28 protein-coding genes and 1 riboswitch are annotated in these 26,439 nt (G+C 51.1%); of the genes, 6 read left to right on the top strand and 22 right to left on the bottom strand.

The features are described from left to right. The first annotated feature begins 4 nt into the window (after positions 1-4). The gene (locus LPW40_RS05705) at positions 5-1,417 is read left to right on the top strand and encodes a sodium/glutamate symporter (protein WP_230821265.1); all 1,413 of its coding nucleotides are present in this window, start codon (positions 5-7) and stop codon (positions 1,415-1,417) included. A gap of 48 nt (positions 1,418-1,465) precedes the next feature. Here LPW40_RS05705 and LPW40_RS05700 read toward each other — a convergent pair whose 3' ends face one another. After that, positions 1,466-2,359 (bottom strand): SDR family oxidoreductase, encoded by an 894-nt coding sequence (locus tag LPW40_RS05700; RefSeq protein WP_230821264.1) that lies wholly within the window; start codon positions 2,357-2,359, stop codon positions 1,466-1,468. A gap of 177 nt (positions 2,360-2,536) precedes the next feature. Between LPW40_RS05700 and LPW40_RS05695 the strand changes: the two genes are divergently transcribed. After that, positions 2,537-3,211 carry an SDR family oxidoreductase gene (locus LPW40_RS05695; protein ID WP_230821263.1) on the top strand — a complete coding sequence of 225 codons (675 nt, stop codon included), beginning with the start codon at positions 2,537-2,539 and terminating at the stop codon, positions 3,209-3,211. A 103-nt stretch (positions 3,212-3,314) separates the two neighbouring features. Here LPW40_RS05695 and LPW40_RS05690 read toward each other — a convergent pair whose 3' ends face one another. Together LPW40_RS05690 and LPW40_RS05685 are read right to left on the bottom strand one after the other, a co-directional pair. Then, the gene (locus LPW40_RS05690; RefSeq protein WP_230821262.1) at positions 3,315-4,838 is read right to left on the bottom strand and encodes an AbgT family transporter; all 1,524 of its coding nucleotides are present in this window, start codon (positions 4,836-4,838) and stop codon (positions 3,315-3,317) included. Positions 4,839-4,873: 35 nt separating this feature from the next. After that, entirely contained in the window at positions 4,874-6,304 is a 1,431-nt protein-coding gene (locus LPW40_RS05685) for a M20 family metallopeptidase (RefSeq protein ID WP_230821261.1), read from the bottom strand. Between the two features lie 266 nt (positions 6,305-6,570). Between LPW40_RS05685 and LPW40_RS05680 the strand changes: the two genes are divergently transcribed. Both LPW40_RS05680 and LPW40_RS05675 read left to right on the top strand, forming a co-directional pair. Next, the gene (locus LPW40_RS05680) at positions 6,571-6,774 is read left to right on the top strand and encodes a helix-turn-helix transcriptional regulator (protein WP_230821260.1); all 204 of its coding nucleotides are present in this window, start codon (positions 6,571-6,573) and stop codon (positions 6,772-6,774) included. After that, entirely contained in the window at positions 6,775-7,464 is a 690-nt protein-coding gene (locus LPW40_RS05675) for a DUF3169 family protein (protein ID WP_230821259.1), read from the top strand. Positions 7,465-7,759: 295 nt separating this feature from the next. On the opposite strand, the gene LPW40_RS05670 is transcribed toward LPW40_RS05675, so the two are convergent. The 7 genes from LPW40_RS05670 to LPW40_RS05640 form a co-directional block, all read right to left on the bottom strand. Next, positions 7,760-8,749, bottom strand: a complete 990-nt coding sequence (locus LPW40_RS05670) for a zinc-binding dehydrogenase (protein WP_230821258.1) — start codon at positions 8,747-8,749, stop codon at positions 7,760-7,762. A gap of 23 nt (positions 8,750-8,772) precedes the next feature. After that, a complete protein-coding gene (locus LPW40_RS05665) occupies positions 8,773-9,180 on the bottom strand; it encodes a hypothetical protein (RefSeq protein ID WP_230821257.1) in 408 nt (135 codons plus the stop codon). A 42-nt stretch (positions 9,181-9,222) separates the two neighbouring features. After that, positions 9,223-9,804: a TetR/AcrR family transcriptional regulator gene (locus tag LPW40_RS05660; RefSeq protein ID WP_230821256.1), complete on the bottom strand. Its 582-nt coding sequence runs from the start codon at positions 9,802-9,804 to the stop codon at positions 9,223-9,225. A gap of 12 nt (positions 9,805-9,816) precedes the next feature. Next, positions 9,817-11,034, bottom strand: coding sequence for an MFS transporter (locus tag LPW40_RS05655; protein WP_230821255.1), 1,218 nt, complete (start codon positions 11,032-11,034; stop codon positions 9,817-9,819). Positions 11,035-11,142: 108 nt separating this feature from the next. Continuing rightward, positions 11,143-12,525, bottom strand: a complete 1,383-nt coding sequence (locus LPW40_RS05650; RefSeq protein WP_230821254.1) for an MFS transporter — start codon at positions 12,523-12,525, stop codon at positions 11,143-11,145. Positions 12,526-12,627: 102 nt separating this feature from the next. Beyond that, a complete protein-coding gene (locus LPW40_RS05645; RefSeq protein WP_230821253.1) occupies positions 12,628-13,368 on the bottom strand; it encodes a DUF429 domain-containing protein in 741 nt (246 codons plus the stop codon). A gap of 54 nt (positions 13,369-13,422) precedes the next feature. Further along, complete coding sequence (locus tag LPW40_RS05640; RefSeq protein ID WP_230821252.1) at positions 13,423-13,662, bottom strand: DUF1413 domain-containing protein; 240 nt, start codon at positions 13,660-13,662, stop codon at positions 13,423-13,425. 410 nt (positions 13,663-14,072) lie between these two features. Between LPW40_RS05640 and LPW40_RS05635 the strand changes: the two genes are divergently transcribed. After that, positions 14,073-14,492 (top strand): hypothetical protein, encoded by a 420-nt coding sequence (locus LPW40_RS05635; protein WP_230821251.1) that lies wholly within the window; start codon positions 14,073-14,075, stop codon positions 14,490-14,492. A gap of 42 nt (positions 14,493-14,534) precedes the next feature. Here the strand turns inward: LPW40_RS05635 and LPW40_RS05630 are convergent, their stop codons facing one another. The 10 genes from LPW40_RS05630 to LPW40_RS05585 form a co-directional block, all read right to left on the bottom strand. Beyond that, positions 14,535-15,326, bottom strand: a complete 792-nt coding sequence (locus LPW40_RS05630) for a VLRF1 family aeRF1-type release factor (RefSeq protein WP_230821250.1) — start codon at positions 15,324-15,326, stop codon at positions 14,535-14,537. A gap of 83 nt (positions 15,327-15,409) precedes the next feature. Beyond that, positions 15,410-16,078: a thiaminase II gene (tenA, locus tag LPW40_RS05625; RefSeq protein ID WP_230821249.1), complete on the bottom strand. Its 669-nt coding sequence runs from the start codon at positions 16,076-16,078 to the stop codon at positions 15,410-15,412. Between the two features lie 73 nt (positions 16,079-16,151). After that, positions 16,152-16,243: riboswitch (TPP riboswitch) on the bottom strand. Between the two features lie 92 nt (positions 16,244-16,335). Continuing rightward, complete coding sequence (locus LPW40_RS05620; protein ID WP_230821248.1) at positions 16,336-16,713, bottom strand: hypothetical protein; 378 nt, start codon at positions 16,711-16,713, stop codon at positions 16,336-16,338. Beyond that, complete coding sequence (locus LPW40_RS05615) at positions 16,701-17,177, bottom strand: hypothetical protein (protein ID WP_230821247.1); 477 nt, start codon at positions 17,175-17,177, stop codon at positions 16,701-16,703. The genes LPW40_RS05620 and LPW40_RS05615 overlap by 13 nt, the downstream gene beginning before the upstream one ends. Positions 17,178-17,350: 173 nt before the next feature. Next, positions 17,351-17,596 carry a toxin-antitoxin system YwqK family antitoxin gene (locus tag LPW40_RS05610; protein ID WP_230821246.1) on the bottom strand — a complete coding sequence of 82 codons (246 nt, stop codon included), beginning with the start codon at positions 17,594-17,596 and terminating at the stop codon, positions 17,351-17,353. A 13-nt stretch (positions 17,597-17,609) separates the two neighbouring features. Next, the gene (locus LPW40_RS05605; protein WP_230821245.1) at positions 17,610-18,134 is read right to left on the bottom strand and encodes a GNAT family N-acetyltransferase; all 525 of its coding nucleotides are present in this window, start codon (positions 18,132-18,134) and stop codon (positions 17,610-17,612) included. Between the two features lie 24 nt (positions 18,135-18,158). Beyond that, a complete protein-coding gene (gene rlmD / locus LPW40_RS05600; RefSeq protein ID WP_230821244.1) occupies positions 18,159-19,523 on the bottom strand; it encodes a 23S rRNA (uracil(1939)-C(5))-methyltransferase RlmD in 1,365 nt (454 codons plus the stop codon). Positions 19,524-19,535: 12 nt separating this feature from the next. Next, complete coding sequence (locus tag LPW40_RS05595; RefSeq protein WP_230821243.1) at positions 19,536-21,302, bottom strand: metallophosphoesterase; 1,767 nt, start codon at positions 21,300-21,302, stop codon at positions 19,536-19,538. A gap of 56 nt (positions 21,303-21,358) precedes the next feature. Beyond that, the gene (locus LPW40_RS05590; protein WP_230821242.1) at positions 21,359-22,276 is read right to left on the bottom strand and encodes a diacylglycerol kinase; all 918 of its coding nucleotides are present in this window, start codon (positions 22,274-22,276) and stop codon (positions 21,359-21,361) included. 95 nt (positions 22,277-22,371) lie between these two features. After that, positions 22,372-22,881 carry a GrpB family protein gene (locus LPW40_RS05585; RefSeq protein ID WP_230821241.1) on the bottom strand — a complete coding sequence of 170 codons (510 nt, stop codon included), beginning with the start codon at positions 22,879-22,881 and terminating at the stop codon, positions 22,372-22,374. 126 nt (positions 22,882-23,007) lie between these two features. On the opposite strand from LPW40_RS05585, the gene LPW40_RS05580 reads away from it, so the two are divergent. Further along, a complete protein-coding gene (locus LPW40_RS05580; RefSeq protein WP_230821240.1) occupies positions 23,008-23,784 on the top strand; it encodes a hypothetical protein in 777 nt (258 codons plus the stop codon). 671 nt (positions 23,785-24,455) lie between these two features. On the opposite strand, the gene fdhA is transcribed toward LPW40_RS05580, so the two are convergent. After that, on the bottom strand, positions 24,456-25,670 hold the full coding sequence (fdhA, locus tag LPW40_RS05575) for a formaldehyde dehydrogenase, glutathione-independent (RefSeq protein WP_230821239.1): 1,215 nt from the start codon (positions 25,668-25,670) through the stop codon (positions 24,456-24,458). A gap of 128 nt (positions 25,671-25,798) precedes the next feature. After that, on the bottom strand, positions 25,799-26,407 hold the full coding sequence (locus LPW40_RS05570; protein ID WP_230821238.1) for a class I SAM-dependent methyltransferase: 609 nt from the start codon (positions 26,405-26,407) through the stop codon (positions 25,799-25,801). Positions 26,408-26,439: the final 32 nt, after the last annotated feature.

Here is a 26,439-nt window from a genome sequence, read left to right as displayed (position 1 = left end):
GTAAATGGAACTTTCACCCGATGTCGTCGGGTTCAGTTTACTGATCCTTGGCATACTGCTCCTGATCGGTAAATGGATCCGTGTGTTCACCCCGTTTCTGCAGAATTATTTCGTACCAAGCTCGCTGATCGCCGGGGCCGTCGGTCTGCTGCTCGGCCCGGAGATCCTCGGACGGCTCGGCGTCAATCTCTTTGATGAGGGCGGTCTGTTTCCCCAGGTGATGATTGACGTATGGGACACTCTTCCCGGCATGCTGATCAACGTCATCTTTGCCTCGCTGTTTTTGGGCATGACGTTCCCTAAATTGAAGGATGCGTGGGATATCGCAGGTCCTCAGATCACCTTTGCACATTTCCTGTCATGGGGCCAGTATGTGGTCGGCATCACGCTGGCACTGCTTGTACTTACACCCTTCTTCGGCATGAACCCGGCAGCCGGTGCGCTGCTTGAGATCAGCTTCGTCGGCGGACACGGGACTGCCGCCGGCCTCTCCGATACATTCGCATCAGTCGGGTTCGAGGAAGGGCTTGACCTTGCCATCGGCCTTGCGACGGTCAGCCTCATCGTCGGCGTGATGCTCAGTGTCGCACTGCTCAACTGGGCAGCCCGTAAAGGCGAGACTGAAATACTCAAAAATCCTGAAGACATAGATGAAGACAGGAAGAAGGTCCTCTTCTCGAAGGAGGAACAGCAGGAGGAACCGGCGGGCAGGCAGACGACGCGCTCTGAATTCATAGAGACGCTCACCGTCCATTTCGGATACATCGCGCTCGCCATTGCGATCGGCTATGCGCTGCTGCAGGGTCTGATATGGATCGAGGAACAGTTATGGATCGATCAGATTGAGATTTTCACCCATCTGCCGCTCTTCCCGCTCGCAATGGTCGGTGCCGTCCTTGTGCAGCTGTTCCTGAACAATTTCGTAAAATACAACGTCGTCGACCGCGGCGTCATCAACCGCATCCAGGGGCTGGCACTCGATATGCTGATCGCTTCAGCCATCGCCACGCTCTCACTTGCGGTCATCGGGGACTACCTGGTTCCTTTCATCCTGCTGAGTCTTGCAGGTATCGGATGGTCGGTCTTTTCATTCCTCGTCGTCGCACCGCGCATCATGCCGGACTACTGGTTTGAGCGTGCCATCGGCGACTTCGGGCAGGGCATGGGGCTCAGTGCCGCAGGCCTGCTCATGATCAAGCTTGCGGACCCGGACGACGAGTCCCCTGCAAAGGAAGGCTTCAGCTATAAGCAGCTCTTCCTCGACCTCATCGTCGGCGGCGGTATCGTGACAGCCGCATCCGTCCCGCTCATCGTGGCGATCGGGCCGGTGCCGATGCTGATCATCACCGCCATCATCACGCTCGGCTGGCTGCTGCTCGGCCGCTACCAGTTCAAGAAGAAAAAAGCTGAAAACTGATCATAAAAAAGCATCCCGGACAAAATTGTCCGGGATGCTTTCGTTATATTATAAGTCGATCGGAATGCCTCCGGTGACGCCGTAAATCTGGCCTGTGATATAGCTTGCTTCGTCTGAAGCGAGCAGTACATAAACAGGTGCCAGTTCAACCGGCTGTCCGGCGCGTCCGAGCGGCGTCGACTGGCCGAACTCGGGGATCGCACCTTCCGGCTGGCCGTTGTCCATCTGGAGCGGCGTCCAGATCGGGCCCGGCGCGACGCCGTTCACGCGCACGCCTTTTTCTGCAAAGTACTTGGACCATGACACCGTGAAGTTCGCCACAGCGCCATTCGTCGCCGCATAATCCATCATCGTCTCACTCGGGTCATAAGTGTTGACCGATGCGGTCGTGACGATCGCACTGCCCGGCTTCAGATGTTTTTCAGCAGCCTTCACTGATTCGAACATGCTGATGACATTCACTTTGAATGTATCCTCGACCTGCTTGATCGAGATGTCGGACAGTTCAGTCTGTGCAATCTGCTGAGCTGCGTTCAGTACAAGGATATCCAAAGCACCGAACGCTGCGACCGTCTTCTCGACGATTTCTGTTGCCGCACCTTCATCACGCAGGTCATACGGCAGAAGCAGCGCCTGTCTGCCCTCTTTTTCAATCAGTGCCTTCACTTCTTCAGCGTCCTCTTCTTCACCCGGCAGGTAGTGGATGGCGACGTTTGCACCTTCCCTTGCATAGGCGATCGCCGCTGCACGGCCGATGCCGGAGTCCCCGCCGGTGACGAGGGCATTACGGCCTTCGAGACGGCCATGTCCCTTATAGGATTCCTCGCCGCAGTCCGGCTTCGGATCCATCCTGTTCTGCAGGGCCGGTGTATCCTGCTCCTGATCCGGGAACTTGTCCGTATGGAACATTTCGCGTGGATCGTTCAAATTAGACTTTCCCATCAAACTTCACTCCTGTTTCAATTTTTTATTTTATTAATGATTTGATTGACTTGTTTTCACATGATTATAAATACCCGCTGGGCGCGCCGAATAAACACTGTGCGGATTTGTTGAACCGGTGGGGCTGAATGGATAACATATTATATGAAGATAAATGATCACAAAGGAGCGAGATGAATGAATGTACTTGTCATCGGGGCGAACGGCCAGATCGGCCGGCTCCTCACACGTAAACTGAAAGACCATGCGGCACATGATGTGCTCGCGGGCGTGCGCAAGGAAGAACAGAAGCAGGCCTATGAAAACGAGGGCATCAAATCACGCTTCATCGACCTCGAAGGTTCCATCGAGGACATGGAAAAAGCGATGGAGGGTGTCACTGCCGTCGTCTTCGCAGCCGGCTCCGGCGGCCACACCGGTGCGGATAAGACGATGATGGTCGACCTCGACGGCGCGGTCAAATCGATCGAAGCCGCCAAAAATGCGGGCGTCAAACGCTACGTCATGGTGAGCGCCATCAATGCCGATGACCGCGAATACTGGTCCTACAATATGGAGGGAAACGGCATCGGCGGCTACTACTTTGCAGCGAAATACTACGCCGATGTGTGGCTTGAAAATTCAGGGCTGGACTACACCATCATCCGCCCGACCCTGCTCGTGAACGAGCCGGGTATAGGGAAGGTCGAGGCCACTGCCCATCTGCGTCAGGAAGGCAAAAAACTCGAAATTCCAAGGGAGGATGTGGCGAACCTGATCGTCGCCTCCCTCGACCATGACAATGCGATCGGCAAATCGTTCGACGCCAACCAGGGCGGCATCGATGTGGATGAAGCGGTGAAAAATCTATAACAGGACCAAAAATGACGGGAGGCCTTTTGAAGCCTCCCGGTTTTTATTGCAAAAATAAAAAAAGACCGGAGACGTGAATCTCCGGTCATCTGATTGTATGCAGTTATCTTGATGCTTCGAGGTAAGTTCCGACGCCCGGACCGTACGGCAGACCCGTGTAGAACCAGATCGCCAGCATGATGATCCATGTGATCAGGAACGCAAGGGAATACGGCAGCATCAGGGAAATGTATGTCCCGATGCTCGCATTCTTGTCATAGCGCTGCATGAACGCAAGGATGATGACCATGTACGGGAAGAGCGGCGTGATGATGTTCACGGACGAGTCCCCGATACGGTATGCCATCTGTGTGAATGCCGGATGGTAGCCGAGCTGCATGAACATCGGCACGAATATCGGCGCTTCGATCGCCCACTTGGCCGATCCTGAAGTGATCAGGAAGTTCAGTAGTGACGTGAACAGGATGTATGCGACGATCAGGCCGAAACCTGTGAATTCGATATCCTGAAGGAATTCGGCACCGTTGACCGCGATCCATGTCCCGAGGTTCGACCAGTTGAAGTACGCGATGAACTGCGCAATCGCGAAGACAAGCACGATATAACCCGCCATATCCTTGATGGATTCCGTCATGTAGTAAGTCATGTCCTTGCCGGATTTGATTTTCCCGGTGACGATACCGAAGGCAAGGCCGATGATGACGAAGAAGATCAGGATGATCGGTACGATGCCGTCTATGAACGGCGACGGTATGATCGTGCCGCCTTCACCCGTGAGCGGGCTGTTCGGCATCATGAGCACCGCAACGATGATCGCCCAGTACAAAAGACCTGCTACGATTGCCGTGATGAAACCTTTTTTCGCATTCGGCAGTTCCTCCGTGTTTTCACTTTCCACAGCGCCGCCTGTGTACTCGCCGAGCCTTGGCTCTATGAATTTCGTGGTGATCAATCCACCGACGATCGTCAGGACGAATACGGAAGCGATGTTGAAGAACCAGTTGTCCACCGGCGTGACCACGAATGACTCATCGATGATCTGTGCCGCTTCCGTCGAGATGCCGGCAAGCAGTGCGTCGGTCCCCGCAATGAACAGGTTCGCCGTGAACCCGGCGCCTGCACCGGCGAAGCCGGCCGCAAGACCTGCAAGCGGGTGCCTGCCGATCTTATAGAATACGAGGGCGCCGAGCGGCGGCACGATGACCGCTGCCGCGTCCGATGCGATGTTGCCGAGGATACCGACAAATACAAGCGTGTATGTAATCAGGAACGGCGGTGATTTCAAAATCGTCTTGCGGATCGCGTAGTCGAGCAATCCGACTTTTTCAGCCAGACCGATACCGAGCATCATCGCCAGCACAAGGCCGAGCGGTGCGAATCCTGTAAAGTTCTCAAGCATCGATGTCAGCATGAACTGCAGGCCTTCACCCGTCAGGAGGCTCCGGATATCGAGCTCCTCCCCTGTACCCGGGTGGATGACCGAGGCGCCCGCCATGCTGAAGATGGCGGACAGGACGATGATGAGGGCTGCAAGCATGATGAACAGTACAAATGGATCCGGCAGTTTATTACCGACCCTTTCTATCACGTCGAGCGCTTTTCCAAAAAAGCCTTTCTTCTTTTCCATAGGTCACCTCTTTATTCTAATATTTGATTTTTATATCATTCGGCGCTCAAAGGCGACGGTTTGACCTCTTCAGGTATCGGATTGATGTATTCGTGTTTCGACCTGAAATCTTCAAATTCCGCTTTGACCTGCTGCAGTTCCTCTTCGGACGTCATCAGGCGGAGGCCCGTCTGTGCCATGACCTGTGCTGCGCGCAGTGTGCCGCGGTGTGCGAAATCGCTCAGCCCCTGGGACGTCATCTGCCATGAATGCAGTGCCGTGCCGAGTGCTGCAGTGGCTGATGTCAGCTGTGCGGTCGGAACGACCCAGCTCACGTCACCGACATCCGTCGAGCCAGGCAGGAGTCCTGCCTCACCTTTGTACGTCGAGATGGACTCTGCAACATATTTCCCTTCAAAATCCGAGCCGTCGCCCCTGTAGCCGAATGCGACCAGCGGGTCGAGGTAGTTCTTCTGCTCCGTCTCAGGGAGCGTCTCCCAAATCTGCTTTGCGAATGCTATTTCGTCCTCAGTTGCCTTACCGGCGCCGACTTCCACGAACTCGTCGTAAAGCAGCGCTTCAAGGCTGCGGTTCGGCACATAGTTCGAGCAGCCCTTATCGAACTTCACCGTGACTTCCGTCTCGGTCATGAGGGCGGCGCCTTCAGCAATTTTGACGATGCGCTTGTAGATCTCATCGACCTGGTCCGTGCGTGGTGCGCGGATCAGATACAGCACTTCCGCATTCGCCTGCACGACGTTCGGGGAATAGCCGCCCGTATTCGTCACGGCATAATGCATACGCGCTTCAGGAATGACATGCTCACGCAGGTAGTTCACACCCGAGTTCATCAGTTCCACCGCGTCGAGTGCGCTTCTGCCGAGGTGCGGGCTTGAGGCCGCATGCGCCGACTTGCCCTTGAACTGGAAGTAGACCTGATAGTTTGCGAGCGTCGAGTTGCTGATGATTGCGTTGACCGGTGACGGATGCCATGACAATGCAGCGTCCACCCCGTCGAATACGCCTTCGCGCACCATGAACGTCTTGCCCGAGCCGCCTTCCTCGCCCGGACAGCCGAAGAAAGTCACCGTGCCCGGCAGATTGTTTTCCTCAAGGTAGGCCTTGACTGCACATGCGGCTGCGAAAGCACCCGTGCCGAGCAGATTGTGGCCGCAGCCGTGCCCGATATCGCGCTCCATCGGTTGGTAGGTCACTTCCCCCGGCTTCTGGCTCAATCCGGACAATGCATCAAACTCGCCTAAAAATCCGATTTCAGGCGCACCGGAGCCGAAAGTCGCCGTGAATGCGGTTTCGATATCTGCAACATTGCGCTCCACCTTAAAACCCTGCTTCTCACACTCTGCGGCGAGGTAGGCGGCTGAATCATATTCTTCAAACCGTGTTTCGGGATGATTGAATATGTATGCACTGACCTCTCTGAAATAAGCTTCATGTTCCTTAAGATATGCGGCAATAAAATCCTGCATGAAACTCTCCTCCCTAATAATCTGAATAGTATGATATACAGTATAAGGCTTTTCCGCTATGGAATGCCATACTTTGCTTTGAATTTCTCCTGATTTTGAACAGGTTTAAAAAGCTCCAGGATAGATTAAACCATCTCTTCCTTCCACTGTCAATAGAATTTTCAGTCATATATTCAATTAATTTTGTCATTATGACAAATAAAGCAGTCAAAATGAATAGTTTATGTTACAATTCAGGTGAACATAAAAGCGAAGGGTGATTGAGCATGAAAACCAGGTTGAAGGAGCTCCGGGCACGTGAGCGGCTGAACCAGACGGAACTTGCCAAACGCGTCAAAGTTTCAAGACAGACCATCAGTCTGATCGAGCGTGAGGAATATGTCCCCTCATTGCTCATCGCAAAACGCCTGTCGAGGATTTTCAAAGAGCCGATTGAGGAGATTTTTATTTTCGAAGAGGAGGAGTTATAGATGAAACGTATTTTAAGGATACTGATGTATGTCATATTGGGGTTTTTCACAGGGCTTGTGATCAGCATGTTTGCTTCCAGGAATGATGAGATTGATATGGCGGGAATTTATCAGGTGACGGGGATCGTGCTGCTTTTAATTGCGGTCATCCTGATTTTTGTGAGCGTCTATCTGCACAGGCAGCTCAATACGGTCTCGACGGATTATACGAAATATATGGATATGGATTCCTATGACGTTTACCGCTACAACAAATTCAACGACATCCAGGTCGTGGACACCCTGATGATGGTTCTCGCTCTGGTCTCGGTTTCGATTTTCATCATCCTTGAGGCGCATTTCCTGCTGATCCTCCTCGCCGTGACCGCTTTCCTAGTCACTCTCTGGCTCGCCGTCACGCACACCAGCCTCATCGGGCGCCTTTATCCGGACAGGAACTTACCGAAGCCGGGGGATAAGAAATATGCCGAGAAACTGCTTGCGGCAAGCGACGAAGGCGAACGTCACATCATGCTGAACGGTTTATACAAAACCTACAGCCTGATCCAGGTGGGACTGATGATCGGGATCATGCTGATGATATTCTACTCCCTCCTCACCGGTGAATCCCAGATATTTTCAATCATTGTCGCCGGCGTGCTGCTGATCGTGGCACAATTGAAATACTCCATGGAAATCCGGGAGAAATAAAGGGCCCTGTGCCTTTAAATGTGAGAATATGTGAATGGTTGCGAAATACAGGGCCGGATTCGCAACGTTGGCCGGGATAGCCGTCGAAGGTTGCGAAATACAGGGCCGGATTCGCAACGTTGGCCGGGATAGCCGTCGAAGGTTGCGAAATACAGGACCGGATTCGCAACGTTGGCTGGAAAGCACGCATATCGTACGAATCAGAAGATATATCCCATATGGCAGGCCTTTATTCAACCAGGCAAGCGCACATTAAAAAAGCGCCGGATGCATTCATGCACCCGGCGCTTCCAAATCATATCGTAAATGCGATCTTGCCCATCATGCCTGCCTTGTCCAGCCTTTCGAATGCCGCTTCGTATTCGTCCAGCGGATAGCTCTTGTCCATGACCGGCTTGATATCGTGTTTCTCGATGAATTCAAGCATCTCTTCAAGCTCCTCGGTGCTCGCCATCGTCGAGCCGAGCAGGTTGTACTGCCCGTAGAAGAATTTGCGGAGGTTGAAGTCGACCGTGTCCCCCGCGGATGCGCCGAAGGCAACGAGTGTGCCGCCCTTCTTCAGCTGGTCGACCGACTTGTTGAAAGTCACGGCGCCGACGCTCTCGATCACGATATCCACCTTCTCGCCGTCCAAAGCTTCGTCCCAGTCGCCTTCACTGTCGATCGCCTTGTCCGCGCCGAGCTCGAGTGCCGCCTTGCGCTTCTCTTCCGAACGTGAAGTGACATACACTTTCGCACCTGCCGCTTTTGCGAACTGGAGCAGGAACGTACCCGCACCGCCTGTCGCACCCGGTATCAGCACCGTCATGCCGCTTTCGACTTTCGCCCTTGTGAAGAGCGCACGGTATGCCGTCATCGCCGACAGCGCGAGCACGCCCGCTTCTTCCCAGTTCAAGTGCCCCGGTTTCGGCAGGACGTTTTCCGCCGGCAGCACGATGAATTCCGCGAATGTGCCGTTAAATGGAAAACCGACGATTTCAAAGCCTTCCGGCGGCGCTGCATCGTTCTTCTCCCAGCCTAAAGACGGGTTGATGATCACTTCATCGCCCACTTTGACGTCACTCACGCCGCTGCCGACTTCTTCAATCACACCTGCACCGTCCGAACCGAGCACAAGTGCCGGATCGTCCTCTGCATGCCTGCCCGGAATGAACAGGTCACGGTGGTTCAGTCCCGCCGTTTTCAGCCTGACCTTTACATCGCTTTCCCCGACTTCATCAATTTCAACCTCGCCATATTTCACGCTTTCCAAACTCTGCTTGCCCTGATGATATACTGCTTTCATGAAATAATCCTCCTAGAAATCAATTATTTTACAGGTTGTACTTTGTAACTGCCGTCTTCTTCACTCATCTGCCAGTTCGGCGACAATGCTTTCTTCAATTCAACTGCCTGATCTTCATCCAGCTTGAGGCCGGATAAAGTGAACTCATCCACTTGATAGTCCTCTTCAGCCAGTTTACCAAACTTCAGCTTGATGAGGTTCTTCAGACCATTGAAAGTCAGGAATTTCACCTGATAGCCGTCTTCCAATAAAGTCCTGAGGCCCACGGACTCCTCCATATCAATCAATAAGGTGAAGTCCAGATTCTCCTTCACTTTCTTGAACTCATCGATATCCTTATCCTTCACCTTCGACAGGATCTCCTCATTCGTGTAGCCGTAACTCCGCAGATTTTCAATCGCATATGCATCCATCAACGTAATCGAATTCATCTTGTTCCTCCCTAATGACATGTTGAGTCCATTATACCTGATTTAAGCTCTGATGCCCCGGTAAAAAACCTGCCAGGCATTCCTGCCGCTTTTTTGTATATATTCAGCATCATACAGCCCCTGCATCGAATCGATCCCGCCGAGGAGCAGGAAATACGTCTCATATACCTGCCGGGCGGAAAGCGAGAGATCTATCGCGCCTTCCCTCTTGCCATCCTCCACCACACCGCTGAATATTTCAAACTGCGCTTCTTCCGCTTCCCGGTATTTTCCGGATATATATCCTTCCAGGCCGGGCGGCTGGAATTTTGTGAAGCGGTAATAAAAATCGTTCGAGCCGTCCGGCTCCCCGGCCTCCGGGAGGTGTGCCATGTAGAGGGCGGAGAGTTTCTCGAGAGCCGACTGGTTTTCTTTTTCCAAAATGTCCGTGACGAACGTGAGGTACTCATCGAATTCGGCCTCAAGGACACCTTTGAAGATCGCTTCCTTGCTGCTGTAGTGGGCGTACAGTGACGGCTTCTTGATGCCGACCGCCTCGGCAATCATCGCCATGGTGGTCCCTTCATAGCCGTGTGCTGCAAATTGTATTTTGCCTGTCTGTAAAATCTTCTCTTTCGTATTCAAAATTTCCACTCCTTAAGTTTCAAGTTTCTGGAATCCTTTTGCTTTCCACAGGATGACGAGGGCGATGATCAGGCCGATCAGGCCGAAGCCGAGCAGCACGGACTGGATGGAGATGCCGGCGGATGTCAGGATGCCGACGATCGCATAGGCGATCGGGTCGAAGCCGTTCATGGCAAGGAATATCAGGCTCATGACCCGCCCCATCATCCTGTTTTCCGTAATCTGCTGGGCGGCGGTGAAGAACGGGATGAAGACGGCGGCCATGGCGAGTCCGATCATGAACAGCAGGACCGGAAGCACCGTGAGGCTCTCGATGAAGCTGAATATGATGTAGAGGACGAGCGTGGCAAGCAGTCCGTAAAGTGCCATCCGGCCTTTGCGTCTGATATAGTAATTGCCGAGCACGACCGTGCCGACCAGCAGGCCGAGGGAGAGGCTCATCTCCATGATGCTCAAGTTGATCGGCGTGCCGCCGTACAGGTCGGTCAAAATCGGCACCGCGATATGAAGTGTGCCGAACACGAAGAAGTTCAAACTCACCAGCACGATGATGCCGACCTTCAGGAAGTTGGACTGCCTTACATAATTGAAGCCTTCGCTGAAATTCTGCAGTGGTGTCTGCTTCACCGTGTTCTCAACCGGTCCTTCCCTGATCAGCGGCGGGAACACGAAGATGGCGGAGAGTGCGACCAGTATGAATGCCGTGAAGAAGCTCGCCGTCACTGAACCGAACTCCATGATGAATCCGGCAAGCACCGGGCCGAGAAGGAATGAAATCTGGTCCACGCCCTGGAAATAAGCATTCGCCTTCTGCAGCTGGGGCCGTTCCACGATCTTTGGTATCAGCGAGGTGCTCGCCGGTCCGAAGAACGCATCAAGCATGCCGAAGAGCCCCGAGAGCACGAGGAACCAGCCGAGTGTCATGTAGTCGGTGAAGATGAATATCGTGATCAGGGCAAGCAGCACGGCCTGTGTGATATTCGTCCCGAACATGATCGTCGATTTTTTATAGTTGTCTGCAAGCACGCCGCCGTAAATCATCATCACAAGCCGCGGCACCGTGATGACGATCAGCACAAGTCCGAGCATCTCCGGCATGCCGAGCATCCGGATGACGTACCACGACGTGGTGGTCAGGAACATGCTGAAGCCCGTCACCGCAAATATGCCGGCAAGGAGCAGCAACATGAATGTCCTGTTTTTGAATATGGATGTAGTTTCGTAATTCATTATTTTCTACCTCTTCATTTTTACTAACGAACGTTAGGTAGTATAGCACGGCCTGCAATCCGCAGCAATAAAAAAATCCTTCCCCAAAGGGAAGGATCATGAGTATTTTTATTCGACTGCGCGGTCCGGTATGACGAACTTCGCACACAGGAAGCCGATGATGATCGCGACGACATTCAGGCCGAATGCAATCATCGCTGCCGTTGAAGTATCCACATTGCCATCAAGCGCTGTATACAGCGAGATGATGATCGCAAGACCAAAGGCTGCACCGAGGGTCGATGCCATCTTGAATATCGCAGAAGCCACACCGACCTTTTCAGGTGGCGTCGTGGAGACTGCCGTATCCAGTGCAGGCGTTGCGAAAAATCCGATGCCGATGCCGAACAGCGCGAAACCGATCAGGCAGCTGATGAGGTATGCAGTGTCACCCAGGAATGTGAGCGACAACAGTATCACACCCACCGCGAGTATCAGCGGTGATACAACGATGGCACGTTTTGCGCCGTACTTCTTGATGCTCTTCTCACCGACACGTATCGTGAAGAGGATCAGCACCACGTAAGGGAGCGTGATCAGCCCCGACATGAACGGTGTGAGTTCAAGTTCCGACTGTGTATAGATGTTGAACAGTGCAATCGAGCCGACCGTCGTGTTCAGCAGGAAGTTTGCTGTGACCGTCCCGATATAGGCTTTGTTGGAGAAGATCGAGAAATCGATGAACGGTTCCCTGACGCGTTTTTCCACAAAGTAGAACGCAATGGAAGCGACGATCGTGATGACGATCAGTGCAATTGAAATGCCGCTCGTCCAGCCGAGCTCCTCACCCTGCGTGATGAATATGCTGAGCGCACTCATGATGATGATGAATATGAGGAGGCCGAGATAGTCGAACCGTGATGACTCGACCTTCGTCGTCTTCACTTCCTTAAGATCCTTAAGTAAAAACAGTGCGAGCACGGACAGGGCGATGGAAATGATGAAAATCCACTGCCATGAAATGAATGTAGCGATCGTCCCGGCGAACAATGATGCAAATCCGGTACCGCCGAAAGCACCGATCGACCAGTAACTGAGCGCGCTCCTCCGCCTGTCACCGGTGAAGATCGTATTGATGATTGAAATCGTCGCCGGCATGAGCATCGCCGCCGAGAACCCCTGCACGATACGTCCGATGATCAGAAGTGCCGGGTTTGCCGTGATGATGATCAAAAGCGAACCGATGATGCTCAAAATGATACCGGCATAAGTGACCTTCACCTTGCCGATATTGTCCGACACGTTGCCCGCCGCCACCATGAAGATGCCGGTGATCAGTGATGTCAGACTGATCGACAAGTTGATGATGCCGGCACTCGCGCCAGCGTATGTCTCCTGTACATGCGGCCCGATGTTTAAAAAGGCCTGGGCGAACAGCCAGTAAGTAATGATGGATAAAACGATACCGAGTATGATCAGATTCCCTGAACGGTACGTCTGCTTCTCCTCCATTTGATAACCTCCATTGGAATCTTGTTTTTATGAATGCATTGTCTATTCTAACATGTTTCTTTTTTCACAAATAGATTAAAATAATGTCCATTCAGCGAAGTTTTATAGTTTTTTCAGGCCATCCTGCACCGGTATGGTGATGAACCCCCTGTCCACAGTGCCGAAAGTCCGCTCCACGGCAATGCCTTTATGGATGGCATACATGCCGAATGCGCACAGAAATGCATCCACTTTATCCTCCAGGTGCTTCAGGGAAGCCCCTGTTGTAATCTCATTGATGGATAATCGGGAATCTAGAATGTCCCCTTCCCTGGTTTTCAGTCTACTAAACCTTTCCAATAAACGCCCCATTTCAAGGACCGTCTCTTCGGCAGTCGCCTTCGGCTTGCGTTTGTATTTCACAGGGGCAATTTCCGGGAACAACCCTGCGATGATGCCGGTCGGGAACGTCTCCACGATGCTTGTGCCATCATGGCCAAATCCGATCCGGCTGTCCGGGATCGCGTCCCGGATCATGTGCATGAGCGTCTCGCCCCGGATTTCACCGAACACCTTCAGGAAGTAATTCCTGTTGGCGTTGAAGGCGCGGAGCCTGTGGCCGTTGATCTTCGCCCGCATCATCTCACCCTCTGCACCGCGTGAACCGCCTTCGTTGTTCACGACGAGCGGCGCATCGACGGCGATGATCATGTCACCGTCATGATGCGTTTTTATAATTTCGAGGAGCTCTTTATTTGTATAGACCTGTGCATCCAGATGCACCACACGCCCCGCATCATCAAGTATGCATATACCCGTTTCATTCTTATAAGTCCACGCAAGGTCGATTCCGACGTATTTCATTATATATACCAGCCTTTATAATTAAGAATAAGGGGGCACGCCCCCTCGTCCAGCCTACCCTATTTTCTTGTACTGCTGCTGATGGGAAGGTGTTTTCCCAAGAACTTCAACGGATTTTTTGCCGCCCGCCTTTTCCAGGAATGCACGGCCCAGTGCCGTCCTCACCTCGGTCGGCAGCCTGTTCCATTTATAGCCCTTGAACAGATCTTTCAGAATAAAAACTTCTCCATCCTTCAGCTGCTTCGTCTCCTGCCAGGCTTTCTTCAACAGTTTTTTCACATCTTTTTTCAACATGCTTTTCAGCCTCCAATTCCGATTATACATATATACCCGGTTTATTCACCTTATTAACTATATCAGCGTTCCACCGGCCAAACCAGACCCTATTTGGCCGATACAGGCGGACTATCGGCCAAACCAAACCCCACTTGGCCGATGGGGCGTTCTACCGGCCAAACCGAATCCCACTCGGCCGATGGCGGCGCTCTATCGGCCAAACCGAATCCCACTCGGCCGATGGCGGCGTTCTACCGGCCAAACCGAATCCCACTTGGCCGATGGCGGCATTCTATCGGCCAAACCAAACCCCACTTGGCCGATGGACATGTAAATAAATTCTTCGCATTCCGTAATTTCATGATTTCACCATGTTTCTACGGGGTAGAGAGTTATTAGTTAATATCAATTGTTAATGGAGTGGTGTGATGGAGACGTTTTTAATGCTGGTTTTAATCGGCGCGGTTGCCGGCCTCATCCTGGCTGCGGTCATGAAGCTTGTAAGAATAGTGACAGGCAACAAAGCAGACATCCTGCTTTACAATATGGATTACATCCCCGGCCTCAAGCAATGGGCGGACAAGAAAATCACCGGGCTTATCTTTCATTATGTAACGTGCATCGTGAGCGCGGTCGTTTTATTTTACCTTCTTATCCCTTTTGAGCTTGAGCATGCGATATGGCCTTACATCTTCGTATTTTCCCTCGGCGGCGGCATCCTCTATTTCCTGAGTGCCCTGACCCCGACGCCGCCCGACCATGAGGATTGGATCTCCTGGTTCAACTGGACTGCAAGCCATGCGATTTTTGGCTTCTCGGTCGGCGTACTTATATTCTGGTTCATTTAAAATAAAAAACAGGCATCCGCGTGGAATGCCTGTTTTGCACTTTTAAACCAATTCTTCATACACTTCCGTAACGATTTCATGGCTTGGTTTCATGCCGATGTTCTTCGGCAGGACACCTTTAAGATGCGCTGAAGCCATATGGTCCTCAAGGTCGCGGACATTTTCGTTATTGCCGACAAGGTATGCACCTTCAAGGCCCCGGTCCTTGATTTCCTTACCGAGGCGCGGGGCGAGGTTCTTATACCAGCGGCTTTTATTTTCCTCGAAGCGCTGCTGGAAATCATCCTGTCCCGAGCTCCTCGATCCGGGCGGCGTGTCACCGCCGTAATCCAGCCAATCTTCACGGTTCAGATCCCAGCTGTAGGCGAACTCGTCCTTGATCGATCCGAGCTCCGTTTCAATAAACCGCACGTCCTGCTGCTGCAGTACGATGATTCCGGTATTCGGATACCTCTGCACCAGTTCCTGCAGCTGCTGCACCGCCGGTGCCTTATCCCAGTGCATCGTCGTCGTCACCGGTACCTGCAGGATCATTTCCTCCCACAGTTTCTCATCAGCCGATGCGAAAATGACAAGCCCCTTCTGCAGGTCCCTCTGCAGCTCGCCGACACGGTCCTCCACTTTTTTAAGCAGTTTCTTCAGCGCTTTCTTCTCCGCTTCCGGTGCCGCGTTATCTGCATGATACTTCAAATCCTTAATCTCATTCTTCAAATGGATCTTCCATTCACCGTTGTTCAGATCCGGATTGCTCGCATCCGTATGCAGATACAAAGTCAGTACACCGATGTCGTCCTCAATACCATTGATACGTTTGATATCTTTTCTTACAGACATATATTTGCCTCCTCTAAAAGATGTTCATGTATACGCTTTCTACCTATACATAATTCCCTCGAGGCGGAGATTTGAAACATCCGTCACTTCTCTGAAAGCCATGTCTCGAACGTATACGACATCTCCCAGAAGGCCAGTTCATATTCCTTCGCGATGACGAACTGTTCGATGATCTTCTCCTTCTCATCGTCACTTGCCTTTGCGGCAAGGTCATCCAGGAGATCGATCATCTCCTCGGTCGACTCCTGGAACCAGTCGCTTGCATACATATTGATCCAGTTCCGGTAAATCTCAGTCTCCGGCGCCGCGTCCTCATACGTTTTGCCGATATCCGCATACAGCCAGTAGCACGGCAGGATTGCCGAAACAATCTGGGCGAGGCTCCCTGAGAGTGATGCCCTGTAAAGATGTGAAGTGTACGCATAGGCCGTCGGTGCAGGTTTGAAGTTCTCCATTTCTTCATCCGTGATGTTCAGAATTTCCGCATGCTCCTTATGCACCGTGAGTTCCGCTTCAGCCGTATTCTTCGCTTTTTCCGCAAGGCTCGCCGACACATGGAAATCATCCGCATGTGCCGCAGCAAATGCATGGATCTTACCGTAATGCTTTAAGTAATAAATGTCCTGCATGATATAGTTCTTGAACGTCTCAAGCGGCAGGTCGCCCTCGACGATCCCCTTCACGAACGGATGGTTCAAACTCTGTTCCCAGCTGTCTTTCGTCTTCTCCCGCAGCATCTCTGAAAAACTCATAAAAAAATTCCTCCTGTTGATGATATTCACAACGGAGGAAAGGGGCATGCCCTTATATTAAATCGTTCATAATAATCGGCGATTTCCACTTCCCTCCGCTGGTATTAACCAGATCAGGTTCAAAGGGTACTTCTCAAGCCGTAAAGGCTGCCCCCAGCTGAAACATATTCGGTTATACTGCCAATATACATGAGTCAGGCAAATAGTTCAAAAAATAGTTTGTTTTTTGAATAAAGTGCATCTTGTACTTCATTTTATTAAACCCTCATATTTTTCAGCAAAAACACTAAAGAGATCAGACAACCTAAAGCGATAGGTCCCCACAGTGTCAGCTCGATGATACTATCTGAAGCGCCAGTTCGAAATCCGTTCACAGTGGCTGCAGACAATGCAGTCAGATAAACAGCACTCTTAACATTCCATATCACTGCCAGCACATAACCCCACGGCCGGCGTTTCCAAAGCCAGACAGCTCCGAGAAGACCGAGTGAAACGGTTAATGATAAATCTAATGCAGAGACTATATTTGTAGATTGCTCCAATCGGATGAGCAACTCAGGAACCTCTCCGGTAAAAATGTATTCCAACGCTAAAGAGATGTGGAAAGCACCCAGCAGCAACGCTACAATCGCCATATAAACGCTGATTTTTTCACAGGGGTCCGGCGATGAAATTGCTCTTTAACAACTTTTAAATCCAGAGAGGATATACTTAAAATGAGAGCAAAAATTAAAAAAGTGAACAGTGCTACATAAATCAAAAAAAGACTGTTGAATGCTGCACCAAACAAATAAAAAGCGTAATTATAAAGTGCATAAAACAACATTCCCAACCAGACCAGCCTTGCCCGCAGCGACCCACGCTTTAAGAAAATCATTGATGTAATCAGCACGGGTACGGCAATCAGAAGTGTTACCAGATCATTTCCATACCATCCTGAAGTAACCAAGTGGTTGTCCTGGTACAGGTCGTCGATAAAAAGCCCTGCAGCAGAGCCCAGCACCATTAGAACAACAATAATGACCGAAAGAATGAAAGCAGCATTTTTTCTTTTTCCCTCCATCCCCCCAATATATCTCTTCAGATTTATTGTACCCACTCCCCAGCATCCTAATATCCTGAAGCGGGTGCGTCAGAATCAAATTTATAAAAATTCCTCCTGTCAGTCGAAATGACTGACAGGAGGAATGAACTTCATATTATAGGACTTGCCGGTCGAAACCTGGTTGATCACTTTACTTCTCATCCTTGTATCAATCAGATGATGCACCTTCACTTCTTGTCCCGGTTCGTCGTCTTGTACTGTTCACCTTTACTGTCATAAGTGATCCACTCACCGACGGGTTCACCTTCTTCAAAATGCCCTGAGCGTTTGATTGTGCCGTCCACCCTGTACCACTCCCAGTAACCGTCCGGCTGGCCGTCAATGATCTTCCCCTTCGACCATATTGAGTTGCCGTCCGCATGATACTTGATCGTATAGCCGTCGATCACTTCTGATTTCTTCTTTTTGACCATGTCCCATCCTCCTTCACAACTTCTTACCGAAGAAAATATCCGGTCTGCCCGGCCCGTTCGCATCCGGCATGACGCCGATGATCTTATAGCCCATCTTCACATAAAACCCTGCCTGATGCGTGCCGGGGTCGAACTCTGCAAGTTTTGACGGCAGGTCGTCATACAAATCGGCATCTGCCAGAGAGGTCTCTCCTTCTTCACCCTCATCATCCGCACCAAGCCAGATGGTGAGTCCGCCCTGTTCCCTTGCGGCTTTTTCCAGTGCTTCGACGATTGCACGGCCGGTTCCTTTGTCCTGATGTTTTTCACTAACAGCCAGCGGATGAAGCTCAAAGACATTACCGTCGTATTCAGGCGCAAGAATACCGCCCCATCCCAGGACTTCGTCCCCTTCCACAGCAGCGAGCAGCGTGTTTTCAGGGATGAGGAGTTCTTTTATTTCTTCCATGGCGTCTTTAAGTGTCGGATAGCCGATATTCAAAGTGTCCGTCAAGATCTCTGCAGCCTGGTTCAGCTGTGAGTCATTCAGTTTGGCCATATCCATGATTTCCATACGCATCACCTACTCGTTTTTCGTGAGCACAGTCACCGCTTCAATATGGTTCGTCTGCGGGAACAGGTCGACGGGTGTGACGGGGCTCACCTTATATCCGCCCTCTCCGCTCAATATCTTCAAGTCCCGCTGCAGCGTGCTCGGGTTGCATGATATATAGACGATTTTTTCAGGTGACACGTCGATCAGGCTCTGAAGGAAGTCTTCATGGCAGCCTTTCCTCGGCGGGTCGACGAATACGACATCGGGCTGGACGCCGTCGGCGACGAGCCGCTTCATCACTTCTTCAGACTTGCCGAGATGGTATTCGGCATTTTTGATGCCGTTCAGCTGCGCATTCTCCCTCGCATCTTCAACCGCAGAGTCGACGACTTCGATGCCGATGAGTTTCTTTACATGATCCGCCGCGACCTGGCCGATGGTGCCGATGCCGCAGTATGTGTCGACGATGGTCTCATCGCCTTTCAAGTCTGCGAGCTTCAATGCCTCGGTGTACAGCTTTTCAGTCTGCTCATGGTTCACCTGATAGAACGAGCGGGCACGTATTTTGAACTTTTTGCCAAGCAGCTCATCGGTGATGTATTCACTGCCGTAGAGCACTTTTGTTTCTGAACCGTAGATCACATTGGTCTTATCCATATTGAAGTTCTGCACGACGCTTGTGATCATTGGGAATTTTTCCACAAGAATCTGGATGATGCCGCTGAACGGATTTTTACGGCCGTTCGTGATGAAGCCCACCTGCACTTCGGAATCATCATGATTCGAACGGATGATCAGATGGCGCAGCAGTCCCTTATGCTTATTTTCATCGTAAATAGAGATCTCGAACGTCTTAAGGAGCTCCCGTACTTCATTCATGATGTCGTTATGGATATCCTTTTGGATGTAACAGTGTTTGATGTCGATCACATCATGGCTCCTCGGCCTGTAGAGCCCGATCCTGATTTCGCCGTCCACTTTCTGAACTGGCATCTGTGACTTGTTCCGGTAATAAAGCGGCTGTTCCATGCCGATCGTGTCATGGATATCGACGCCGAGGCGGGCCTGGCGGTTGATGTCCGCTTCGACCGCGCCTTTCTTGAACCCTTTCTGTTCGGCATAGCTCAAAGGCTGAATCTGGCAGCCGCCGCACTGGTAGTAGTATTCGCACGGCGGGATGATGCGTTCATTGGATGGTTCGATGACCTTGATCATCCTGCCGAAACCGAACTTTTTATTCGTCTTGATCACTTTGAATTCTATCTTTTCATCTTTCAATACGTCCTGTATGAAGACCGGATAACCGTCGATTTTAACCACGCCGAGTCCCTGATGGGTGTAATCCTCGACCGTACTTGTATAATAACTGTTCTTCGTCACAGATTGCGTCATTTATTATCCCTCTTACATTTCAATTTCGTACCAACTGAATCCATCATCGATTTCCCGGATATGCCTGATCGGCTCATCCTTGATGTACTCCTGCGCCTTCGTCGCGGAAATGAAGTGATACCTGCCTCCGGGTATGATGGTGATTGGATTTTTAAGCTTGAAGTCAGGTTCTTCCTTCATATATTTAATTACGAGGTCCCGTATCGACTGGTCCGATGCGTGGAGCACTTCACGCTCCCGCAGGAACGGCGTATATGAGACCCGGTAGTTGTGTGCGGGGATGATGAATTCATCGTCCGGTGCGATTGTCCTGCCTTCATAGGACATGGCGGTGATCCGTTCAGAATCGCTGATCTGCTTCGCTGCACTGCTGTAGCGCGGCGGGCGGCTGATGTCGATCGTATAGTCAAGGTCGATGAACAAGTCGAAGTTGTAACCCGGGAAGCCTTCCCGGGAGCGGTTCGGATGGAGAAGGTTGTCATCGTCCGGTGACGTGAACTGGGAAGCGCTCCACTCGAGCCATTCCTTCAAAGTCCGCCCGTCCACTTTGATGATCATGAAGCTGTTCGCATGTTTGTAAAGATCGATCGCATCGCTCAGTGTGAACGGGCCGGCATCGATGACGGTATAATCATCCGGGCCGTCCCGCCCCGACTTCACCGCGGACGCAAAAGCAAGCACCGGCAGGTCCGGGAGGTTTATTTCTTCCTTGATTTCATGTGTATGATGCTTCACCGCCTCGGCCACCGCCTGCACGGAATAGGACGGGGCGACCCTTGAAAAATACGAATGCCAGGCCGTCTCTATCTCACCGAATTCGGTGCTCAGGAATTTGAGCACTTTCCTGTGGTGCCCTTCATACTTTTCGAGCAGCCGGACAGAAGGCGTGATCTTCGCAGCCTCGATCAGCTGCGCCTTAGAATCGGTGATGGTGAACTCGTCCTTCATATCGATTTCAAATGACAGTTTGCCGAGATGGCTCGCCGAAACGTCTGGCTGGACCATCGGCACACCGTTCACCGTCCCTTTGACGATATCGAGTGTGCTTACATCGATTTCATAGCTGTCATGCGGGAAGAGTTCATGCGTATGACCGAAGACGATCCCGTCGATATCCTTCAGGAACGTCATGAGGAGCGTCTGGTTTTCCCCGAACTTCTCAAGGTCATCCTTCGCACGGCTCATCCCCGAGTGCGACAGCAGTATCACCATATCCGCACCTTCCGCCTTCAGTGCGGCGACTTCGCGGTCGATCGAGTCCTGCATCGGATCAACGTCGACCCTGCCTTCAAGGTTCTGCTTGTCCCACTTCATGATCTGCGTCGGAACCGCACTCACAAACCCGATCCTGAGCGCCCCTTCCGGCGTATCATAATCGAGTATCACATTCTTTTTGATTTTGTCACTGAGCGGCGAGTCGAGGAATTCGATGTTGGAATTGATGAGCGGTGTTTTTACTTTGCTGTAGACGGCATCCAGATACTCCAGGCCGAAGTTGAATTCATGGTTGCCGAGCCCGATGACGTCATACATTTCATTCAACTGATCCGCGATCAGCGGGTCTTCGGGGTGTTCGACGTCATAATCGCTCCAGACGTCCCCCTGGAGCAGGTCCCCGTTGTCCACCGTGATGACGATTTCATCCGGATGCTCTTTTTTATACTGCTCTATATATGATCTCAGGACCAGCAGGCCCTGGCCTGTGGGTTTATGGTCGAAGTAATTGTAGGGGTAGATTGCCCCATGGACATCCGAAGTTGCAAAAATAGTCAGCTTCATGTTGACCTCCTGTGGTTAAAGACTAAAGAACACAGTGGGTCCCCACTGTGCTGCCGTTACATTCCATCATGCATATGTTCTTCATAAAATTCATCGGGCACACGGATCGCGATATGCTGCTGATGATTGACAAAACGCGCAGGCAGAAGCCCGCCGAATTCCCCATCCAGGTTCAGCTGCACTTCATCATAGGAAGACACCCTGATGTCGCGTGCTTTCGCGTAATGCACCTTTTCATGGTTGAGGTGCTCGCCCCGTGCCGCCATCGTCATGATCCGCGCCAGTTCAACCAGGCTCACATCTTCTACGATGAGCAGGGAGAACTTGCCGTCATTGAACTTCGCGTTCGGCACCAGCTTGTCGAAACCGCCGATGGAGTTCGTGAGTCCGATCAAAAACAGCATGACTTCCCCTTCGAATACATTTTCATCGTATTCGATGCGGATGTTCGTGCTTGTGATCTGGGGCAGTATTTCAATCCCCTTGATATAGTACGCCAACGGGCCGAGGATTGCCTTCAGCTTGCTCGGCGCCTCGTAGGAGACTTCGGTGATTTTGCCGCCGCCTGCGATATTCATGAAATATTTGTTGTTCATCTGGCCGATGTCGACGAACATCGTCCGGCCGTTGATGATCGTCTCCACAGCGGATTTGATATCGCTTGGGATATACAAAGCGGAGGCGAAATCGTTCACGGTCCCCATCGGTATGATGCCGAGATGCGGGCGCGCCTCGAAGTCGGCGATGCCGTTCAGCACTTCGCTGACCGTGCCGTCCCCGCCGACCGCGATAATCAGATCGAAGCCGAGGTCACATGCGGCCCGTGCCGCCTCCGTCGCATCCCCTGCACGCGTCGTCGCGTGCGCGCTCGCGATATACCCGCTTCTTTCCAGCTGTATGAGGACATCGGGCAGCTCGTTTTTGAAAGTTTCCCGACCTGATGTCGGATTATAGATTATCCTCGCAGTTTTCATTTCTTTCTCCTACTCGTTTTAGAATAAAGTGATCCAGGTCCTGTTGTTGAAAGAAATATCACCTTCGATAAAACCGGTCGGCATGCCGGCGGGAACTAAACACCTTTTAAATCTGCAGCACTTTCCAGCAGGTTGGAAAAAAACTGCTTCTTTTCTTTTTGGTATTGTTCTTCATTTATCTTCTTTTCTTCGTATCGTTTTTTTAAAGTTTGAAAGCTTTTAAGATACCCTTCGTTCTGTGTGAGCAGTTCTTTGCAGACGAGGATCTGGGACTTCTTATTGAGTCCGCGCGGCGTAAAGATGAAGTTCACATTGAACTCGCCGAATTTTCCCCGCGCCACCATCTCATCACTGAAATACTGATTGAAATCCTCGATGATTTCATAACCTTCAGCGACCAGAATCTCCTTAAGTTCGGACGTATCCGTGATTGTTTTAAGGATGACAAGGACATCGATATCGTTGAAACCTTTTACTTCCTTGATGCTTGTAGAACCTATGTGATGAACTTCGATGACGTTTTCCCTGAAATGATCCAGCATCTCCATCGATGCTTCCATGTAATGGTGTTTTGTTATATTATAATATTCATTCATAGTAAGCATATATATTCATCCTTATATATTATCAATCAAAATCATTTTGTGTATAATATAGTATGATATCTCTTTATTTTACATATTATATCACAGAAACATCAGAATAATATACACACATTCCAGGAGGACCTCATGAAGAAAATATTATTGGTTGTTGCTTTAATTCTATTTGCCGGCGGGCTGTATGTCAATTTTATGGCAGGGCCGTCCGCAGAACAGTCGGACTCAATGGATGAGGCGGAACCCGCAGAAGACATCGCCGGAGATGATGCAGAAGAGCAGGAAGAGGCTCCGGAAGATGACAGTGGAAGCGCCGAAGAGACCGAACATGAAGAAGCGGCTGCAGAAGAGTCCGATCCTGAAGTTGCTTTCAACCAGGAAAGTTTGGATGAACTGCATGAAGAAGCGGTCGAAAACAATGAGGCCTTGATCATCGATGTGCTCCTCCCGGACTATTACAGTGATGATTTCACGGAGAATCTGGAGGATGAATTCGGGACGGAGACGATCCAGTTCAACAGGCTCACGCTTGATGCGAACACTACGGAACTGAGTGAGGTGGGCGTCAATGAAAACAGTGATGCGGTCATCATCGATGCGCTGCAGATCCGGGACTACGATGACGGCGTGGAACGCGACCTGGAGGCACTCAGCGTCGCCTACAGAAACGTCTACGATAACGATAAAGTTGTTTTCCTGCTCGGCAACCCGAATGTGGATCCAAGCAGTGATTTAGAATCCGTCCTCTCGGAAGATGAGGCCTACTTCGCCGGAAACGACTATTACTATATCGACAATCAGGATGTGCGGGTCGAAGATTCTTATGATGAAGACGAAGAAGTGATGGCTCCGGCAGTTGAAAATGAAGTCACCCGGAACATATATGATTATTTGATCAGTGAATCATGATTGAAGCGGCCCCGGCCGCTTTTTTGTTTGTCTGGGGACGGGGATGCTGTGCAGATGGGAGGATTTTTAAGATTATCTAAACGGCTAGGGCCTTCAAGTGTTTAGATAGCCGGATTTTTGAGGTTATCTAAACGGCTAGGGCCTTCAAGCGTTTAGATAGCTGGGTTATTAAGACTATCTAAACAGCAAGGACCTTCAAGTGTTCAGTTAGCCGGATTATTAAGGCTATCTAAACGGCTATGACCTCCAAGTGTTCAGATAGCTGGACTATTAAGGCTATCTAAACGGCAAGGGCCTCCAAGTGTTCAGATAGCTGGACTATTAAGGCTATCTAAACGGCAAGGGCCTTCAAGCGTTCAGTTAGCCGGATTTTTGAGACTAACTAAACGGCTAGGGCCTTCAAGTGTTCAGATAACCGGATTATTAAGGCTATCTAAACGGCAAGGACCTCCAAGCGTTTAGATATCCGGATTTCTAAGACTATCTAAACGGCAAGGGCCTTCAAGTGTTCAGATAGCTGAATTTTTAAGGCTATCTAAACGGCAAGGACCTCCAAGTGTTCAGTTAGCCGGATTATTAAGACTATCTAAACAGCCAGGCCCCCTCCAGATAGCCGGCACAAAAAAATCCGGGACGCCCCGTCCCGGATTCTAATAAATTCATATAAGGTTTTATTTCAGAGAACCGTGCGGGTCGATGACGAATTTCTTCGCTGCACCCTTGTCGAAATCTTTGTATCCGTCCGGCGCTTCATCAAGGCTGATGACCGTCGCGTTGACCGCTTTCGCAATGTCTGCACGGCCGGAAAGGATTGCCTTCATCAGGTCACGGTTGTATTTCATTGCAGGTGTCTGACCTGTAACGAATGTATGTGCCTTGGCCCAGCCGAGACCGAGACGCACTTTCAGTGTACCGAGCTGCGCATCCTTATCCGCTGCTCCTGGATCCTCAGTGACATAGAGGCCCGGGATACCAAGCTTACCGCCTGCTGTCGTGACATCCATGATACTGTTGAGCACAGCTGCAGGCTGTTCTCCGGCATCGGCACCATGCCCTGATGCCTCGAATCCGACTGCATCGACGGCACAGTCCACTTCGTCCACTCCAAGAAGATCTTCAATCTGCTCGCTCAAACGGTCATGCTTCGAAACGTTGACCGTTTCACATCCGAAGCTTTCTGCCTGCTTGAGGCGCTCATCCTGCAGGTCACCGACGATGACACGGGATGCACCGAGAAGCTGCGCCGAGTGTGCTGCCGCGAGTCCGACCGGGCCGGCTCCTGCAATATACACTGTAGAACCGGTCTTGACGCCTGCTGAATAGGCGCCATGATATCCTGTAGGGAAAATATCGGAAAGCATCGTGAGATCCAATACTTTCTCCATCGCCACTTCCCTGTCCGGGAATACCAGCAGCTGGAAGTCAGCATACGGCACCATTACATATTCGGACTGGCCGCCGACCCAGCCGCCCATATCCACATAGCCGTAAGCCGCACCGGCACGTTCCGGGTTGGTGTTCAGACAGATATGTGTTTTCTGCTCCCGGCACATGACACAGCGGCCACATGCGATGTTGAAAGGTACGGAGGCGATATCGCCTTTTTTGACGAATTCCACGTCACGTCCGACCTCGATGACTTCACCCAGAATCTCATGACCGAGCACAAGTCCTTCAGGTGCTGTCGTCCTTCCTCTGACCATATGCTGGTCACTGCCGCAAATGTTCGTCGTAATGACTTTCAAGACGACCCCATGTTCACATTTACGCCCGACGTTCTCCTTCGGTACCCCAGGGCCTTCCCTGAGTACGAGATCCGGATAATCGATATCCCTTACTTCAACGCTACCTGCTCCAGTATAAACTACCCCACGGTTTCCAGCCATGTTAAACCTCCTAGAAAATAAGTATGCGGATAAGCTAAAGCTTCATGCAGCAAAAATCATGGATGCGTTTACAAGACTTACTAAACCTCATTCTAAATGATTAAAAATTTTCTGTCAAATTGTCACCGTCATTTTTTTTGCGGTTCGGCACGGATCAGATAGACAGCTCCGAACATGTGTCTTTCAAGGTGTATGAGATGAAGTTCCGAGTCACCGGCGAGTGCTGATATATCCCTTTTCTGATGGCATCCGATCAATTTCATGGTTACGGGATCGACCGCTTTCTGCACCAGCTGCAGCGCCCTGAACCGGCTGAGCCCGTGTTCAAGCAGCAGTATCTTCCCGCCCGGCCGGCACCACCTGTTGAATTGATTCATCACTTCCACCGGGGCTTCATATGAACAGAAGCCGAGTGAAGAGACGATCGTATCGAAACTGTCGTCCGGAAAATCCAGGGCCTCGATGTCTGCATTGATGAATTCTGACGGGAACGGGTACTTTTCCGCTTCTTTTTCAGCTGAGGCGAGCATATCTGCGCTGAAGTCCACTGCCGTCAGGTGCCCGATGTCCTGATAGTGCGGGAAGTTCAGGCCCGTCCCCACCGCAACTTCCAGCACTTCGCCGTATGCTTCGCCGAAGAGTGATTCCCGGTACTTGTAAAACCTGTCGTTATCCCGCATCTTTTCATATACACCGACCTGCTTATCGAACTTTTTAATGTGCTTTTCCGTATCCATCCGGTCCCCTCCCGATAAAAAAAGACAAACCC

The sequence above is a fragment of the Salinicoccus halitifaciens genome, from assembly GCF_021026095.1.
Taxonomy (GTDB): Bacteria; Bacillota; Bacilli; order Staphylococcales; family Salinicoccaceae; genus Lacicoccus; species Lacicoccus halitifaciens.
The sequence above is the reverse complement of the archived record's forward strand: the minus strand, read 5'-3'. Positions and strand labels throughout refer to the sequence as shown.